This window comes from Microbacterium sp. NPDC003461 (genome assembly GCF_053588335.1).
The window spans coordinates 20601-37432 of sequence record NZ_JBSFPT010000014.1; the positions used below are offsets into that span (position 1 = coordinate 20601).

At 73.6% G+C, this 16832-nt stretch carries 16 protein-coding genes; 4 read left to right on the top strand and 12 right to left on the bottom strand.

Translation table 11 applies throughout. The features are described 5' to 3' along the window. Positions 1-9: 9 nt before the first annotated feature. Positions 10-3666: a chromosome segregation protein SMC gene (gene smc / locus ACWDR7_RS07445; RefSeq protein ID WP_449854290.1), complete on the bottom strand. Its 3657-nt coding sequence runs from the start codon at positions 3664-3666 to the stop codon at positions 10-12. Between the two features lie 602 nt (positions 3667-4268). Between smc and ACWDR7_RS07450 the strand changes: the two genes are divergently transcribed. Genes ACWDR7_RS07450 through cofD form a run of 3 tightly spaced genes read left to right on the top strand, consistent with a single transcriptional unit; the run spans position 4269 to position 6668 of the window. After that, complete coding sequence (locus ACWDR7_RS07450; RefSeq protein WP_449854291.1) at positions 4269-4562, top strand: hypothetical protein; 294 nt, start codon at positions 4269-4271, stop codon at positions 4560-4562. Positions 4563-4591: 29 nt separating this feature from the next. Continuing rightward, positions 4592-5671: a GNAT family N-acetyltransferase gene (locus ACWDR7_RS07455; protein ID WP_449854292.1), complete on the top strand. Its 1080-nt coding sequence runs from the start codon at positions 4592-4594 to the stop codon at positions 5669-5671. 22 nt (positions 5672-5693) lie between these two features. Next, entirely contained in the window at positions 5694-6668 is a 975-nt protein-coding gene (gene cofD / locus ACWDR7_RS07460) for a 2-phospho-L-lactate transferase (protein ID WP_449854293.1), read from the top strand. A 1-nt stretch (position 6669) separates the two neighbouring features. Here cofD and mutM read toward each other — a convergent pair whose 3' ends face one another. The 6 genes from mutM to ACWDR7_RS07490 are packed head-to-tail and all read right to left on the bottom strand — an operon-like array spanning position 6670 to position 11819. Next, on the bottom strand, positions 6670-7575 hold the full coding sequence (mutM, locus tag ACWDR7_RS07465) for a bifunctional DNA-formamidopyrimidine glycosylase/DNA-(apurinic or apyrimidinic site) lyase (protein WP_449854294.1): 906 nt from the start codon (positions 7573-7575) through the stop codon (positions 6670-6672). Beyond that, entirely contained in the window at positions 7568-8266 is a 699-nt protein-coding gene (gene rnc, locus ACWDR7_RS07470) for a ribonuclease III (RefSeq protein ID WP_449854295.1), read from the bottom strand. Before rnc ends, mutM begins: the two co-directional genes overlap by 8 nt. 10 nt (positions 8267-8276) lie before the next feature. After that, positions 8277-8486, bottom strand: a complete 210-nt coding sequence (gene rpmF / locus ACWDR7_RS07475; RefSeq protein ID WP_248149085.1) for a 50S ribosomal protein L32 — start codon at positions 8484-8486, stop codon at positions 8277-8279. A gap of 32 nt (positions 8487-8518) precedes the next feature. Then, positions 8519-9040, bottom strand: a complete 522-nt coding sequence (locus tag ACWDR7_RS07480; protein ID WP_449854329.1) for a YceD family protein — start codon at positions 9038-9040, stop codon at positions 8519-8521. Between the two features lie 50 nt (positions 9041-9090). Then, positions 9091-9591, bottom strand: coding sequence for a pantetheine-phosphate adenylyltransferase (gene coaD / locus ACWDR7_RS07485; RefSeq protein ID WP_449854296.1), 501 nt, complete (start codon positions 9589-9591; stop codon positions 9091-9093). Positions 9592-9647: 56 nt separating this feature from the next. After that, a complete protein-coding gene (locus ACWDR7_RS07490; protein WP_449854297.1) occupies positions 9648-11819 on the bottom strand; it encodes an ATP-dependent DNA helicase RecG in 2172 nt (723 codons plus the stop codon). An 80-nt stretch (positions 11820-11899) separates the two neighbouring features. On the opposite strand from ACWDR7_RS07490, the gene rsmD reads away from it, so the two are divergent. Continuing rightward, positions 11900-12463, top strand: a complete 564-nt coding sequence (rsmD, locus tag ACWDR7_RS07495) for a 16S rRNA (guanine(966)-N(2))-methyltransferase RsmD (RefSeq protein ID WP_449854298.1) — start codon at positions 11900-11902, stop codon at positions 12461-12463. A gap of 10 nt (positions 12464-12473) precedes the next feature. Here rsmD and ACWDR7_RS07500 read toward each other — a convergent pair whose 3' ends face one another. From ACWDR7_RS07500 to ACWDR7_RS07520, 5 genes are all read right to left on the bottom strand, one after another. Further along, a complete protein-coding gene (locus ACWDR7_RS07500; protein ID WP_449854299.1) occupies positions 12474-13448 on the bottom strand; it encodes an NAD(P)-dependent alcohol dehydrogenase in 975 nt (324 codons plus the stop codon). Between the two features lie 19 nt (positions 13449-13467). Further along, positions 13468-13689: a helix-turn-helix transcriptional regulator gene (locus ACWDR7_RS07505; protein ID WP_449854300.1), complete on the bottom strand. Its 222-nt coding sequence runs from the start codon at positions 13687-13689 to the stop codon at positions 13468-13470. Next, entirely contained in the window at positions 13683-14123 is a 441-nt protein-coding gene (locus ACWDR7_RS07510) for a hypothetical protein (protein ID WP_449854301.1), read from the bottom strand. Before ACWDR7_RS07510 ends, ACWDR7_RS07505 begins: the two co-directional genes overlap by 7 nt. 86 nt (positions 14124-14209) lie before the next feature. Further along, positions 14210-15685 (bottom strand): MFS transporter, encoded by a 1476-nt coding sequence (locus ACWDR7_RS07515; RefSeq protein ID WP_449854302.1) that lies wholly within the window; start codon positions 15683-15685, stop codon positions 14210-14212. Further along, entirely contained in the window at positions 15682-16614 is a 933-nt protein-coding gene (locus ACWDR7_RS07520) for a heme o synthase (protein WP_449854303.1), read from the bottom strand. The genes ACWDR7_RS07515 and ACWDR7_RS07520 overlap by 4 nt, the downstream gene beginning before the upstream one ends. Positions 16615-16832 lie beyond the last annotated feature (218 nt).

Genomic DNA, 16832 nt, shown 5'->3' on the forward strand with positions numbered 1-16832 from the left:
ACCGCCCGCTCATGCCGTGGCGCGCTCGTTGATCCGCTGCCCCACGACCGCCGAGACGCCGTCCTGCCGCATCGAGACGCCGTAGAGCGCGTCGGCGATCTCCATCGTGCGCTTCTGGTGCGTGATGACGATGAGCTGGCTGTTCTCGCGCAGCGCCTCGAACACGCCCAGCAGGCGGCCGAGGTTGGCGTCGTCGAGCGCCGCCTCCACCTCGTCGAGGATGTAGAACGGGCTCGGTCGCGCCTTGAAGATGGCGGTGAGCAGCGCGACCGCGGCCAGCGAGCGCTCGCCGCCCGAGAGCAGCGAGAGCCGCTCGATCTTCTTGCCCACCGGCCGCACCGAGACCTCGATGCCCGTCGTGAGCAGGCCGTCCGGCTTCGTCAGCGAGATCGATCCCGTGCCGCCCGGGAACAGGATCGGGAACACCTCGGCGAACGCCGCCTTCGTGTCCTCGAACGCCTCGGCGAAGATCGCCTGCATCCGCTCGTCGAGGTCGGCGATGATCGTCATGAGGTCCTTGCGGGTCTGCACGAGGTCGTCGAGCTGCTCGGTGAGGAACTTGTGCCGCTGCTCGAGCGCGGCGAACTCCTCGAGCGCCAGCGGGTTCACGCGGCCCAGCTGCGCGAGCTTGCGCTCCGCGTCGCGCAGGCGGCGCTCCTGCATGCGCCGGTCGTACGCGATCGTCGCCGGCGCGTCCTCGTCCGCGGCGTCGTCGGAGGCGGCCGCGTCGGGCGCCGGCGCGGCGTCCTCCGCGAGCGGCAGCGCCTCGTCGTCCGCTCCGCGCTCGAGCGCCTCGTCGGCCCCCTGCAGCAGCTCCCCCGCCTCGCGCGCGGGCGTGATGTCGGCGACGTCGCGCGGCACGGGCTGATCGGGCCCGTACTCGGCGACGAGCACCTCCTCGCCGAGCCCGAGCTCGCTCGAGACCCGCTCGAGCAGGCTGTTCAGCTGCACCTTCTTCTCGTGGATCTGCAGCTCGAGGCCGTGCACGCTCTCGGTGAGGCCGCTCAGGCGCTCGCGCAGCTGCGCCTCCTGGCGGCGCAGGTCGCGCAGCTCCTCGGACATCGCCGAGCGGGCGCTCTCGGCCTCGGCCAGGGCGAGCCGCGCCTCGGCGACCGAGCGGTCGACGGAGTCCATGAGGTGCGGCAGCTCGGCGGCCACGCCGGCGGCGACCTCGCGCTGCCGGCGGCGGATGACGGCGCGGCGGGCGGCCTGCGCGGCCGCCTCGCGCTCGCGCTCGCGCTGCCGCTCCAGGCCCACGGCGCGCGCCTCGGCCGCCCGCACGCGCTCGCGGAGCGTCTCGACCTCCAGCCGCGCGGCCATCTCGCCCTCGCGCGCCTTCTCGAGCGCCGCGAGCAGCCCGTCGCGCGAGGACGCGTCGAGGATCGGGCGCGGCTGCTGCAGCGCCCGATCGAGCTCCTCGGCCGCCGCGCGCGCCTTCGCCTCCGCCTCGGTCACCGCGGCCTGCGCCTGCGCGAGGCCCGCCTCGAGGCGCTCGCACTCCGCCACCGCGGCCTCGTGCCGCACCGTGACCTTGTTCACGTGCTCGGCGTGCTGCGCCAGCTGCGCGTCGTGCTGGCGCAGCTCCTGCAGCGCCTCCTTCGCCCTGGCGCGCGCGGACTGCAGGCGCTCGGTCGCCTCGCGGCGCTGCACGCCCAGGTCCTCGACGAGCACGCGCACCTCCGCGAGCCGATCCGCCGCCGCGTCGTGCTCCGCCTGCAGCTCGAGGCGCGAGCGGCCCTCGCCGGATCCGGCGCGCAGCGTGTGCGCCGTGAGCACCTCGCCGGCGCGCGTCACGACGGTGATCGGGCCCCCGAGCTCGGCCGCGGCCAGGGCCGGGGCCGCGGCGAGCGCCGCCGCGAGGTCGTCGGCGATCGCGACGTACGCGAGCACGCCCAGCACGCCCTCGGGCGCCGTCACGACGTCGCGCGCGGCGACGATGCCCGGAAGCGACGGGAAGGCGGGAGCAGTCGCCGGGGAGTCGGCGATCACGATGTCGACGACGCCGACGTCGCCCGCCCGCTCGGCCACGGCGCGCGCGTCGTCGCGCGTGCCGACGAGCACGCCCTCCGCGAGCGGCCCGAGCACGGCCGCGACGGCGGCCTCGCAGCCCGCCTCGACCTGCACGGCGTCGCCCACGAGGCCGCGGATGCCGTCGCCGCCGCGGGCGATCAGCTCGGCGGCGCCGTTCTTCACGTCGAGCGCGCTGCGCAGCGCGGCCGTCTTCGCCGTGAGCGCGTCGCCCTCGCGCTCGGCGGCGCGGTGCTGCTCGCGGATCCGCTCGAGCTCCGCCTCGGCCTCGGTCGCCGCCTGCTGCGCGTCCTCGTACGCTGCCTGGAACTGCGCGGCCGTGCCGGTGGTCTCCTCGACGCTCTCGAGCGCCTCGTACGCGGCCGCGGCCTCCACGCGCCGCGCGTGGGCGGCGTCCAGCGCCCGCTGCTGCCGCTCGACGGCCGCGCGCACCGCGACGAGCGCCGATTCGGCCGCCTCCGCCGATCCGCGCAGCGCCGTGATGCGCATGTCGTGCTCCGAGACGAGCGCGCTCTGCTCGGCGATGTCCTGGTCGAGCGCGTCCAGCTCGGCGCGCGCCGTGAGCAGCTCGTGCGAGGCCTCCCGCACGGCGTCCTGCGCCGCCCCGAGGCCGTCCGCGATGCGATCGATCTCGGCTCGTGCCTCGTCGATCGCCGCCTGCGTCACGGTGACGGCAGCGCCGGCGTCCTCGTCGTCCTGGCCGAGCAGCGCGAGCCGCTGGTTCGCGAGCGTGTACAGCCCGCGCAGCCGCTCCTGCACCTGCTCGAGCGCGAACGCCACGCGGCGGGCCTCGTCCACGGCCTCGGCGTTCTGCTGCGCCTCGAGCGACGCGATCCGCACCCGCACGCCGTCGGCCTGCTCCTGCAGCACGAGCCGCTCGGAGTGGCGCTCCTGCTCGCTGCGGTGGTGGTCGGCGAGGACCGCCCGCAGCTGCACGACGTCGTCGGCCAGCAGGCGCGCCTTCGCATCGCGCACGACGGCGGCGATCGTCTGCGCCTCGCGCGCGATCTCGGCCTGCCGCCCCAGCGGCTTGAGCTGGCGGCGGATCTCCCCCGCCAGGTCGCTCAGGCGCGTGAGGTTCTGCTCCATGGCCTCGAGCTTGCGGAGCGTCTTCTCCTTGCGGCGGCGGTGCTTGAGGATGCCCGCCGCCTCCTCGATGAAGCCGCGGCGGTCCTCGGGGGTCGCCTGCAGCACGGTGTCGAGCCGGCCCTGGCCCACGATGACGTGCATCTCGCGGCCCAGACCCGAGTCGCTCAGCAGCTCCTGCACGTCGAGCAGGCGGCACGACTCGCCGTTGATGGCGTACTCGCTCTGGCCGTTGCGGAACAGCGTGCGGCTGATCGTGACCTCGCTGTACTCGATGGGCAGCGCGCCGTCGGAGTTGTCGATCGTCAGCTGCACCTCGGCGCGGCCGAGCGGCCCGCGGGTGGCGGTGCCGGCGAAGATGACGTCCTCCATCTTGCCGCCGCGCAGGCTCTTGGCGCCCTGCTCGCCCATCACCCAGGCGAGGGCGTCGACGACGTTGGACTTGCCCGATCCGTTGGGGCCGACGATCGCGGTGACGCCCGGCTCCAGCACGAAAGTGGTCGGCTGCGCGAACGACTTGAACCCCTTGAGCGTCAAGCTCTTCAGGTGCATCCGCGTTCCTCCTCCGGCCGTGTCGATCCACGCTACCCGACACGCCGCGCGACGCCCGGCGTTCCGCGCCGCACGCGGCGTCATCGGCGGCGGACGGCGACCACGACACGCCCGGCGAGCGCCCGAATCTGAACGAAACCTTGACGCCCGTTGCGCCGGTGCCCTAACGTGATCTGCGGTTGCGCGCATCGGCGCGCGACGGCACGAGAGGAGATCGCGATGATGATCACGACAAAGCACACCCGCACGGGTGCCGTCGTCGACGCCGCGCTCCTCGGCGCCGGGAATCCGGATCTCGCATTCGGGCTCCTTCGCGGTCGACGCGGCTGACGCCCTCCCGCACCCCTCGCATCGCTCCGACCCTCGGGTCGCGGGGCATCTGATGCGCCGTCGCGCCGCCTGATCGGCGCGCCTCCCGCGGGATCCCCGGCCGCGATCCGTCGCGCCGCCATGGTCCCGGCGTCCCTTCATGGATCCCGGATCCGCCCCTCGGGGCTCCGTGATCCGCCGTCTCCGTGTCCCACCGGGATGTCGGAGACCCTCCCCAGCGTGCGGATCGCACATCCCGCGATCCGCCCCTCCCCCTCACAAAGGACAGAACCATGTCGCAGACCGTGCAGCACCCCACCCGTGACCCGGCGTTCGCCGAGCAGCAGCCCCGGCCGCCCCAACCTCCCCGGCCCCCGTCCGAGGCGATCGCCGCGCTGGATTCCCGCGCTCCCCGCACCGCGCTCGCCGACCGCATCGCGATGCGGATCGGACTGTGGCTGATGCTGTGGGGCACCCGCCCCCAGTACATCCGCCGCGACGAGGCCGAGGCGCTCCTGGAGCGCCGCCGCCTCCTGCAGGCCCACCTGACGCTGGGGCACACCGGCCCCCGCCATCCGCACGCGTGACCCGCGTCGACGAACGAAAGAGAACCATCATGATCAGCGACACGCTGACCATCGCCCCGCTGCACGTGCCGGAGTCCCTCGACGCCCCGGACGCCGCCGACTTCCGCACCATGGTGCGCATCGGCAACGAGGAGTGGGCGCGCAACGCCCGCACCGACCTGATCGACGAGGACGAGCTGGACGTGCTCACGCGGTGGCAGAACACCACCGACTACACGCACCACGGCCTCGTCGCGCGCGTCGGCGACCGCATCGCGGCCATAGCGGTGTGCACCTACGAGAACACGACCGCGCAGGCGGCCGAGGTGTGGGTGAACCTGGCCGAGGAGTTCGACGACGACGAGCTCCACGACCGCATGCTCGCGGAGGCGGAGCACCTCGCGGCCGATGCGGGGCGCACCGCCCTGCAGGTCTACTCCATCCACCCGGCGGGCGAGTCGGGCGACATGCTCGACTCGCCCACCGGCTTCGGGCGCATCCCGCACGATGTGCCGGCGCGTCGGCTCGTGCGCAACGGGTACGCGCTGCAGCAGGTGGAGCGCACGAGCATCTTCGACCTGCGCGGCTCGTTCGACGAGGTCGACCGGCTGCTCGAGGAGTCACTCGCGGCCGCCGGGCCGGACTACCGCGTCGTGACCTGGACAGGTCGCACGCCCGAGGAGTACATCGACGGCTACGCCGCCATCCTCGGGCGCCTGGCCACCGACGCGCCCACGGGCGAGATGGTGTCGGAGGCGAGCGAGTGGAACGCTGAGCGCGTGCGCCGCCGCGACGAGCGCCAGGAGCGCGCCGGCCGCCGCCTCAGCGTGGTCCTCGTGATCCACGAGCCCACGGGCCAGGTCGCCGCGCACAACGACCTCGGCATCGGACCGGACCGCACGAAGCCGACGGAGCAGTACGGCACGCTCGTCGCGCCGGAGCACCGCGGCCACCGCCTCGGATCGGTCGTGAAGTGCGTCGGCCTCGAGCGCTGGCGCGAGGCCGTTCCCGAGTCGCCGTGCGTCATCACGTGGAACGCCGAGGAGAACCGCTTCATGCTCGACGTCAACGAGCGCGTCGGCTTCCGCCCGCTCGCCTACGCGGGCGCGTGGGAGAAGCGGATCGGCTGACGAGTGCCCCTACCGTAGAGGCATGACACAGCGGATCGTCGTGATCGGGGGCGGGGTGGGCGGCGCCCGCTTCGTGAAGGGGGTGCGCGAGCACGTGCGGCGCGAGGGTCTCGACGCCCGCATCGACGTGGTGGTCAACACGGCGGACGACTGGTGGGTGTCGGGCCTGCGCATCGCCCCCGATCACGACAGCATCCTCTACGCCCTCGCGGGTGTGAACGACGCCGAGCGCGGCTGGGGTCGCGCGGGCGAGACCGAGCGCGTCTCGGCCGAGCTGGCGGCGTGGGGCACGGCGCCCGAGTGGTTCACGCTCGGCGACTTCGACCTCGGCACGCACATCGCGCGCACGGCATGGCTGCGCGGCGGCGCGACGGTGTCGGAGGTGTACCGGCGCCTCGGCGCGCGGTGGGAGCTGGGCGCCACGCTCCACCCCGCCACCGACGACGAGATCGACACGCACGTGCTCCTCGAGGGCGGCGGATCGATCCACTTCCAGGAGTGGTGGGTGCGCCACCGCGCCCAGCTGCCCGCGACCGGCTTCGTGCAGCACGGCATCGAACTCGCCCAGCCGGCGGCGGGCGCGCTCGGCGCGATCGAGCTGGCCGACGTCATCCTCTTCGCCCCGTCCAACCCGGTCGTCTCGATCGGTCCGATCGTCGCGGTGCGGGGCCTGCGCGAGGCGCTGCGCGGGGCCGCCGCCCCGATCGTCGGGGTGTCGGGCATCATCGGCGGATCGGTCGTGCGCGGCATGGCGGACGCGTGCCTGGCGGCCATCGGCGTCGAGACCTCGGCCGCCGCGGTCGCGCGCCACTACGGCGCGCGCGGCGCGGGCGGACTGCTCGACGGCTGGCTCGTGGCCGAGGAGGACGCCGCCGCCGTGCCGTCGATCCGCGACGTCGGCATCGAGACCCGCGCGGTCCCCCTCTGGATGCGCGACGCCGACATCTCGGCCCGCCTCGCCGACGACGCTCTGTCCCTCGCCGCCGAGCTGGTCTGACTCAGCGCCGCCGCTGGCACCCCGGGCAGTAGTGGCTCGAGCGGTTGGCGAACGCCACGCGCACGATCGCGCGGCCGCAGCGCGGGCACGGCTGCCCCGTGCGGCCGTAGGCGTTGAGGCTGTGGGCGAAATAGCCGGCCTCGCCGTTGACGTTGACGTACTGCGCGTCGAAGCTCGTGCCGCCCTCGGCCAGCGCCTTGCGCAGCACGGCCCGCACCTCGGCCAGCAGCCGGTTCGCCGCACGGGTCGACAGCGCCGACGCGGGCGTCTCGGGGTGCAGGCGCGCCGCCCACAGCGCCTCGTCGGCGTAGATGTTGCCGATGCCGCTCACCACGGCCTGATCCAGCAGCACGCGCTTGATCGCCGACGCCTTGCGCGCCAGCGCCCGGCGGAACCCGGCGTCGTCGAAGGCCGGATCGAGGGGATCGCGCGCGATGTGCGCGGCCTGCGCGGGCACGAGCGGCGCGGCGTCGCCGAAGCCGCCCGCTGCGCCCTCCGGGGTCGGCACGAGCGGATCGACCGCAAGGGATCCGAAGGTGCGCTGATCCGCGAACACGATCGCGAGCTCGCCGTGCTCGGGGTGCGCGATCGCGAACCGCACGCGCTCGTGGCGCTCGGCCGGTGCGCCCGGCGCGCGCAGCAGCATCTGCCCGCTCATGCCGAGGTGCACCATGAGGGCCTCGGGACCGGCAGCGGCCGCGTCGGCGAGCGGCAGCCACAGGAACTTGCCGCGGCGGGCGGCGCCGAGGATGCCGCGCCCGGCCAGGCGCGCCTCGAAGTCCGCCGCCGTGCCGGCGTGGCGGGTCAGCGCGCGGGGGTCGAAGACCTCGACGCCGAGGATCGTCGCCGCGGTGACGGCGGGCGCGAGGCCGGATCGGACGACCTCGACCTCGGGCAGCTCAGGCACGGGCCGGGGCGTCCTGCGCGTCCTGCCACAGCCGCAGCGCGGCGGCCATCTCGGCCTGCTTCTTGCTGACGCCCTGCCCGCTCGCCTCGCGGTCGCCCACGCGCACGATGGCGGTGAAGCGGCGGTCGTGGGCCGGGCCCTCGGCGGTGACCTCGTAGGCGGGCGGCGCCACGCCGAGCCGAGCGGCGAGCTCCTGCACGGCCGTCTTCGGGTCGCCGACGGCGCCGTAGCGGTCGGGGTCGTCCACGAGCGGCGTGATCAGCCGCTGCACGAGCGCGAGCGCGGCCGTGCGGCCGGCCGAGAGGTACGCGGCGCCGAAGATCGCCTCGGTGGCGTCGGCCAGGATCGAGTCCTTGTCGCGCCCGCCCGTGCGCTCCTCGCCGCGCCCCAGCTTGATGTGCGCGCCGAGTCCGAGCTCGCGCGCGACGGCCGCCAGCGCGACCATCGACACGACGCCCGCGCGGCGACGCGACAGCGTGCCCTCGGCGTCGTTCGGGAAGCGCTCGTAGAGCATCGACGTCACGGCGAGGCTCAGCACCGAGTCGCCGAGGAACTCGAGGCGCTCGTTGTGCGGGATGCCGCCGTGCTCGAACGCGTACGAGCGGTGCGTCAGGGCCAAATCGAGAAGCTCGGCGTCGATGTCGACGCCGAGCTTCTCGATCAGAGACCTGTGAGTCTGGATCTCCGTCACGTGACGGGGATCAGACGTCGGCGACCTTGCGGCCCTTGTACTCCAGGAACAGCTCGGTGCCCTGCGAGTCCGTCACGACCTTGGCCTGGTGGGGACGGCTGTAGACGACCTTGCCGTTCTCGACGGTCTTGACGAGGGGGGTCGCCTCGGCCTTCCACTGCGCGCGACGCGAGCGCGTGTTGGAACGGGAGACCTTCCGCTTCGGGGGGTTACCTGCCATGACTGACTCTCTTCTGTGCTCGGGGCGGCGCCTTAACGCGCCGAACCATTCGGGTCGGTGAATTCCTGGAGCGCAGCCCACCGGGGATCGACCGGTTCCTGCTGCGCTGCACCGGAGCTCTCCGCCAGACGCTCACCCGTGATCGGGTCGAGCCCGGGGCAATCCGGCTGGCACACCGGCTGGAATGGAAGCGCGAGGACAATGGCGTCTCTGACCAGATTTTCAAGATCCACGTGGTCGTCTTGAACTTCGAAGTCAGCCGCTTCCTGACCAGGGTACTCGAAAAGCTCCTGGAATTCGACTTCGACGCGCTCCGCGAGGTCGCGCAGGCAGCGCCCGCACACGCCCTCATAGACGGTCTCGACCTCGCCCGTGACGAGGACCCCCTCGTGCACCGACTCGAGACGCACGTCGAGATCGAGCTCGCGCCCCTTCTCCACCGTGACGATCCCCTCACCCCAGCGCGCGGGCGCGGGCACGACGAGGTGATGCTCCCGCATCTCGCCGGGCTTGCGGACGATGTCGCGCGCGGGCAGCACGAAGGGTCCGGACAGTCGCGTCTTCACCCATCCATCCTACCGGCGACGGGCGGACCCAGGGCCGGTCAGAACTCGCTCGACGTCGCCTGCGCGAGGTAGCGGGCCACCGGGCCGGGCACATACGGCGACACGTCGCCGCCGAGGCCGGCCACCTGCCGCACGAGCGAGCTGGAGACGACCGAGTTGGCCGGATCGGCGAGCAGGAAGACCGTCTCGACGGCGGCGAGGTGGTTGTTCACGACCGCCATCGGCGTCTCGTAGATGACATCGGCCTGCGTGCGGATGCCCTTCACGAGCACGCCCGCACCCACCTCCTGCGCGTAGTCGACGAGCAGGCCCACGCTCCACGAGCCGATCACGATGTCGCCGGCGATGCCCGCGTCCTGGATCGACTCCTCCAGCAGGGCAAGGCGCTGCGCGATCGGCAGCATCGCCTCCTTGTCGGGGTTGTGCACCACGAGCACGTGCAGCTGGTCGTAGAGGTGCGCCGCCCGGCGGATCACGTCGAGATGTCCGAGGGTCGGCGGATCGAACGATCCGGGCACGACGGCGATCCGGCTGCTCATGATCCTCAGCCTACTGGCACGCGCCGGGCTTCCCGGCGACGAGGCACCGGCAGGCGTCACGCCTTGGACAGGGCCGCGCGCTCCTGCTGCGTCACCCGACGGCGCAGCGCGTCGGCGAGCCCCGGGTGGGCATCCAGCAGCGGATCCGCCTCGAGGATCGCCTCGGCGGCCCCGCGCGCCCGCGCGATGAGCCCGGCGTCCTTGATGACGCGCAGCAGCCGCAGCGACGAGCGGACGCCCGACTGCGCGTCGCCGAGCACGTCGCCCTCGCCGCGCAGCTCGAGGTCGACCTCGGCCAGCTCGAAGCCGTCGAGCGTGGCGGCGACCGCCTCGACCCGGGCGCGGGCGGGCGTCTCGGGCGCCGCCTCGGTGACGAGCAGGCACAGGCCCGGCACTCCCCCGCGGCCCACGCGCCCGCGCAGCTGGTGCAGCTGCGAGACGCCGAAGCGGTCGGCGTCGAGGATGATCATGGTCGACGCGTTCGGCACGTCCACGCCCACCTCGATCACGGTGGTAGCCACGAGCACGTCGATGTCGCCCGCGGCGAAGGACTGCATGATGCGGTCCTTCTCCTCGCCGGGCATCTTGCCGTGCAGCGTCGCGATGCGCAGGCGCCCCACGCGCGGGTGCGTCGCGAGCAGCTCCGCCAGCTGCACGACGCCCCAGCGCGGCCCGGTCTGCTCGCCGTCCACGGGCGGCGCGAGCGCGTCGGGATCGTCCTCGACGGCGGCGGCGCCCTTCGCCTCGAGGTCGATGGCGGGGCACACGACGAACACCTGGTGCCCCTTGTCGACCTCCTCGGCGGCGCGCTCCCACACGCGCCCGAACCACGCCGGCTTCTCGCCGACGGGCGCGACGAAGGTCTCGATGCCGGCGCGCCCTGCCGGCATGGTCCGGATCGTCGACACGTCGAGATCGCCGAACACCGTCATCGCCACGGTGCGCGGGATCGGCGTGGCGGTGAGCACGAGGGCGTGCGGCGTCGTGCCCTTCGCGCGCAGCGTCTCGCGCTGCTCCACGCCGAAGCGGTGCTGCTCGTCGACCACGACGAGGCCGAGGTCGGCGAAGGTCGTCTTCTCGCTCAGCAGGGCGTGCGTGCCGACGACGATGAGCGCCTGCCCCGACGCGACCCGCAAGGCGGCCTTGCGGCGCTCGGCCGCGCCCATCTGGCCCGTCAGCAGCGTGGGCATGAGGTGCGGCGCGAGCTCGGGACCGAGCATGCGCGTGATGGAGCGCAGATGCTGCGCCGCGAGCACCTCGGTGGGCGCGATGAGCGCCGACTGACCGCCCGATTCGGCCACCTGCAGCATGGCCCGCAGCGCGACGAGCGTCTTGCCCGAGCCGACCTCGCCCTGCACGAGCCGGTTCATCGGCCAGTCCGCCACGAGATCGGCCGCGATGCTCTGCCCCACCGAGACCTGATCGGGCGTCCGCTCGAACGGCAGGGCCGCGTCGAAGCGCTCGAGCAGGCCGCCGGGGGTCGCCGGGCGGCGCGTGGCCGACATCATCCGCACGAACTGCCGCTGCTGGGCCAGCGCCGTCTGCAGCACGAGCGCCTCGTGCATGCGCAGCGTGTGCCGCGCCACGTGCGCCTGCTCCTCGGTGGCGGGGCGGTGCACGAACTCCAGCGCCTCGCGCGCCGTGAGCAGCGACTCGCGGAAGCGCAGCTCGTCGGGGATCGGATCGGGGATCTCGCCGAGCCCGTCCAGGACGATCGCCATCGCCTTCTGGATGTCCCAGCTCGGCATGGCGGCGGTGGCCGGGTACAGCGGCACGGGCTGCTTGGCCCACTCCTCGGCCCGGAGGGCGTCGTCGCCCTCCTCGAACAGCTGGAAGTTGGGGTGCGAGAACTGCAGCCGCCCCTGGTACCAGCCGACCTTGCCCGAGAAGACGCCGCGGCTGCCGACGGCGAGCTGGTTCTCGCGCCAGGGCTGGTTGAAGAACGTCAGGCTCGCCTGCCCGCGGCCGTCGCTGATGACGACCTCGAGGATGCTGCCGCGGCGGTTGCGCATGGGCCGCTTGTTCACGGCGACGACCTCGGCGACGATCGTGACGGTCTCGCCCTCGACGAGCCCGCTGATGGGCGTCAGCTCGCCACGCAGCGCGTAGCGGCGCGGGTAGTGCGCCACGAGGTCGCCGACGTTCTCCATGCCGAACGCCTTCTTCAGCCCGCCCGCTTCCTTCGCCGGCAGGGCGCCCGCGAGCGGCGTGTCGAGCGTGAAGGGCATGCGCCGAGTCTAAGACGGGTCCCCGACAGCGGCCCCTCGCCCGAGGCGAGGCTCCGCGGCGCGTCAACTATCGTGATCGGGTGACGAGGATCATCGCCGGGGCGGCCGGGGGCGTGCGGCTGGACGTGCCCGACGCGGGCACGCGGCCCACGAGCGACCGCGTGCGAGAATCGCTCTTCGGCGCGCTCGAGACGACGGGCCTGCTCGAGGGCACCTCGGTCGTCGACCTGTACGCGGGGTCGGGGGCACTCGGTCTCGAGGCGCTCAGCCGGGGCGCCGCCGCCGTCGACCTCGTCGAGCGGGCACCGCGCGCGGCGCAGGTCGTGCGCGCCAACGCGGCCCGCGTCGCGAAGGCCGCCGGCCGCGAGGCCGCGGTGCATCAGTCGGCCGTGCAGGCGTTCCTGCGCGGCGCGCGCCGCACCTACGACCTCGCCTTCCTCGACCCGCCCTACGACCTCGCGGACGAGACGGTGGCGGAGGATCTGCGCCTGCTCGCTCCCCTGCTCGCGCCCGACGCGATCGTCGTCGTCGAGCGCGCCTCCCGATCCGCGCCGCCCGATTGGGCCGCCGCCGGGCTCGCGCCGCTGCGCGATCGTGCCTACGGCGACACGGCCCTGTGGTGGGGCGAGCCGCCGCAGGCCTGAGCGCCCGCGATCACTCCGGCCGCACGCGCACGACGACCTTGCCGCGGCCCTTGCCACGGCCGATCCGCGCGACGGCCTCGGCGGCCCGCTCGAGCGGGAGCTCGGCGTCGATCGCGGGCCGCACCTCGCCCGCGTCGGCGTGGGCGGCGAGGGTCTCGAGGCCCGCCGACGTCTCGGACGACGTGAGCATGACGAGGCGCTGCCGCGTGAACGGGTCGAGCATCGCGGCGCGGATCGCGCGGCCGAGCCCGCCGATCGGCGCGCCCTCGGGCTCGGCGCCGACGATCACGAGCGCCCCGCGCGGCGCGAGGGCGCGGCGCAGCGCGCGCAGGGGCCGGTGCCCGCCGGTGTCGATGATCGCGTCGAACGGACCGCGCGCGAGCGGATCCTCCGCGGTGTAGTCGACCACCTCGTCCGCCCCGACCGCCGCGACGAGGTCGGTCTTCGCCGCGCTGCACGCCCCGACGACCGCGGCCCCTGCGGCCTTCGCCAGCTGCACGGCCAGGTGCCCCACGCCGCCCGCCGCGCCGAGCACGAGCACCCGGTGGCCGGGCGCGACGCGCGCCGACCGCAGCGCCGAGAGCGCCGTGCTGCCCGAGACGACGAGCGCCGCCGCCTCGGCGAACGTCAGGCTGTCGGGCTTGCGTGCGAGCCGGTCGCGGCGCACGACCGCGTACTCGGCGAGGCCGCCGTCGCCCACGCGCGCGCTGCCGAAGACCGCGTCGCCCACGGCCAGGTCGGTCACGCCCGCGCCCACGGCGTGCACGCGGCCGGCCACCTCCATGCCGAGCACCCGCTCGCCCTTCAGCGGCATCGCCAGGCGCACCGGCGCGGGCCGGCCCTCCAGCAGGTGCACCGTGCCCGCCTCGATCCCGGTCGCGACGACCGCGACCGCCACCTCGCCCTCGCCCGCGGCGGGCTCGGCCCGCTCCGCGAGCCTCAGCACCTCCGGACCGCCGTAGCCGCCCTGCACCATCGCCCTCATGCCGCTTCCCTTCGGCCGGTCACTGCTGCTCGGGGTACGAGAACACCTCGTCGAGCCGCGCGCCGAGGGCGCGGGCGATGAGGAACGCGACCTCGAGCGAGGGCGAGTAGCGCCCCTGCTCGATCGCGATGAGGGTCTGGCGGGTCACGCCGACGCGCTGCGCCAGCTCGGCCTGCGTCATCTCGCCGGCCTCGAACCGCAGGCGGCGGATGCTGTTGGTCACCTTCGTGGGCTTCACCATCGCGGATCGAACTCCCCGCGGTAGCAGATCACGCCCGCGGCGCCGCCGACGATGGCGGACAGGAAGAAGCCGAGGAAGATCGCATTGGCGATCCAGAACGCGTCCTGCTCGAGCATCGCGAGCGCCAGCGCGCCGAGCGCACCCGCGACGACGAACGCCGACCCCACCCGCTCCCCCAGCCGGGCGATCGCGATGTCGCGCTCGTCCGGCTTCGGGCTCTCGGGGTCGGTGAAGACGCGGAACACGGCGTTCAGCACGATCGCGGCCACCACCGAGCCGGCGATCGTCCAGATCATCGGCCACGCGAACGGCCGCTCGACGAGCGGCGCCTCCGGCCCGGCGAACAGCAGCACGAGATAGACCGGATAGCCGACGAGCGCGAGCGCGAGGCCGATCCACGCGCTGCGCTCCTCCGGTGCCGTCGACGAGGCCATGGGGCCACCTCCGTGATGTAAAGAATTCCTGACACGCTCAACGTAAAGCGTTGCCGACATGGTGTCAAGGATTATTTACACGCGGATCAGCGGGCCCCGGACTCCTCCCGCGCGCCGATGCGGCGCGAGCGCAGGTCGACGAGCCCGACGACGAGGGCGAGGACCATGCAGGCCGCGACGATGATGAGGCCGTGCATGTAGGCGTCGCGGTACACCGTGCCGCGGGGCTCGCTGTCGGTCTCGCCGAACACGGTCGCATAGAACAGCGACAGCGCCACGGCCATGCCGATCGCCGAGCCCACGCGCTGCACCAGCTGGCCGACGGATCCCGCCAGCCCGCCCTGGACGGGCGGCACCTCGGCCAGGGTGAGCGTCTGGTTCGGCGAGATCACGAAGCCGCCGCCGATGCCGCCCAGCAGCAGCGCGGCCGCCGAGAGCCACGGCACGGCCGCCGCGGGCGCGAACGCCGCCACGAGCGCGAGCCCGCCCACGCCGAGCAGCACGAGCGTGAGGCCGATCACGACGAGCGGGCGCCCGAGGCGGCCCACGAGGCGGCCGCCGATCACGGAGGTCGCGGCGCTCGCGAGCGCGAAGCCGATCGTCGTCAGGCCCGCCGCCATCGCGCCGACGCCGAGCCCCGTCTGCAGGTAGAGCGTCGTGATGATGAACATCGACGGCATGCCGGCGAAGTACGCCGTCATCAGCAGCGTGCCGTTGCGGTAGGACGGGATGCGCAGCAGCCCGAGCGGCACGAGGGGCGCGCCGCCGCCGCGCTCGTAGCGCCGCTCCCACCACACGAACGCCACGATGGCGGGCGCGAAGATCGCCAGTGCCCACCAGCGAGCCGGATCGTCGGTCGGCTCGCCCGTCGTGAACAGGAACGGCAGCATCAGCGCGATCACGGCGACGCCGAACAGCACGATGCCGACGGGGTCGAGCGAGATCCGGCCCCGGCGCTCCGGCTTGAGGTCGGGCAGCGCCCACAGCGCGAGGACCACGGCGGCAAGGCCCAGGGGCACGTTCATCCAGAAGATGCCGCGCCAGCCGTCGTCGCCGCCGCCCAGCTCGACGAACACGCCGCCGATGACGGGGCCGAGCGCGGTGCCCAGGCCGATGGTCGCGCCGAGCAGGCCGAACGCCATGCCGCGCTCGCGCCCCGTGAACACGCGCTGCAGCACGCCCATCACCTGCGGCATCTGGATGCCCGCGGCCACGCCCTGCGCGATGCGCGCGGCGATGAGCAGCTCGGCCGTCGGCGCGAGCGCGCACGCGGCGCTCGTGATCGCGTACAGCACGAGCCCGATGACGAACAGGCGGCGCGGCGACAGCTGGTCGCCCAGGCGCCCCATCGGCACGAGCAGCAGGCCGAAGGCCAGCACGAAGCCCGACACGATGAGCTGCAGCTCGGTGGAGCCGGCTCCCAGGACCTCGCGGATCGCGGGCAGCGCCACGTTGACCTTCGACATGTCGAGGATCGTGAGGGCGGCGACCGCCGCGCACACCACGAACGCGCGCCAGCGGTGCGGCACCGCCCCGGGGGCGTGCCCGCTCTGCGCGCTCACCACGGCAGCAGCGGATCCACGGCGACGGCGATGAAAACCAGCGTGAGGTACGTGATCGAGGCGTGGAACACCCGCATCGGGCCCACGTTCTCGCCCTTCACGGTGAGGTTGTAGAGGCGGTGCGACTCGTACACGAACCAGCCGCCGAACACGAGCGCCGACACCGTGTAGACGATCCCCATGCCCCCGACGGGGATGAGCAGCAGCGAGCAGGCCAGCGTCGCCCACGCGTAGAGGATGATCTGCAGGCCCACCTGCGTGCCCGAGCGCGTGGCGCCGAGCATCGGCACGTCGGTCTCCTCGTAGTCGGCCGCGTACTTGATCGACAGCGGCCAGTAGTGCGCCGGCGTCCACAGGAACACGAGCGCGAAGAGCACCAGCGGCGGCCAGCCGAGCGAGCCCGTCACGGCCGCCCACCCGATGAGCACGGGGAAGCAGCCGGCGATCCCGCCCCACACGATGTTCTGCTCGGTGCGGCGCTTGAGGATCATCGTGTAGATGACGACGTAGAAGAAGATCGCGAACGCCGACAGCGCGGCCGTCAGCGGGTTCGTGAACGCGAGGAACCACACGGTGGACCCGATCGCGAGCGTCCACGCGAAGATCAGCGCGGCGCGCGGGGTCACCTCACCCGTGACGATCGGCCGGTTCTTCGTGCGCCGCATGTGCGCATCGATGTCGCGGTCGATGTACATGTTGAACGCCGCCGCCGACCCGGCGCTCGCCGACCCGCCGATGACGGTCGCGAGCACGAGCCACAGGTTGGGCACGCCGTCGGCGGCGAGGAACATCACGGGGATCGTCGAGACGAGCAGCAGCTCCAGCACGCGCGGCTTGGTCAGCGCGACGTACGCGCGGATCTTCCGCCCCAGGCTCGAGCGCGCGGTGCCCCCGTCGGTGGTGCGCGGATCGGGAACGGTCGTGGTCATCGCCCCTCGTCCCCTCGCTTCACACCGGCACAGACCGCCTCAGTCTACGGCATGAGGATGCTGTGAGCCCGCTCTACGGCCCCTTCGGCAGGCGCGGCGGGCGGCCCCGCGCCGGCGTGAACCATACCCTCCGAGCGCGGCCCGGTCGAGGGCGGATCCGCGGGGTCTCCCGCTCGCTATGCTGGCCTTGAAACGCGCGCCCGTGCGCCGCCGCCGTG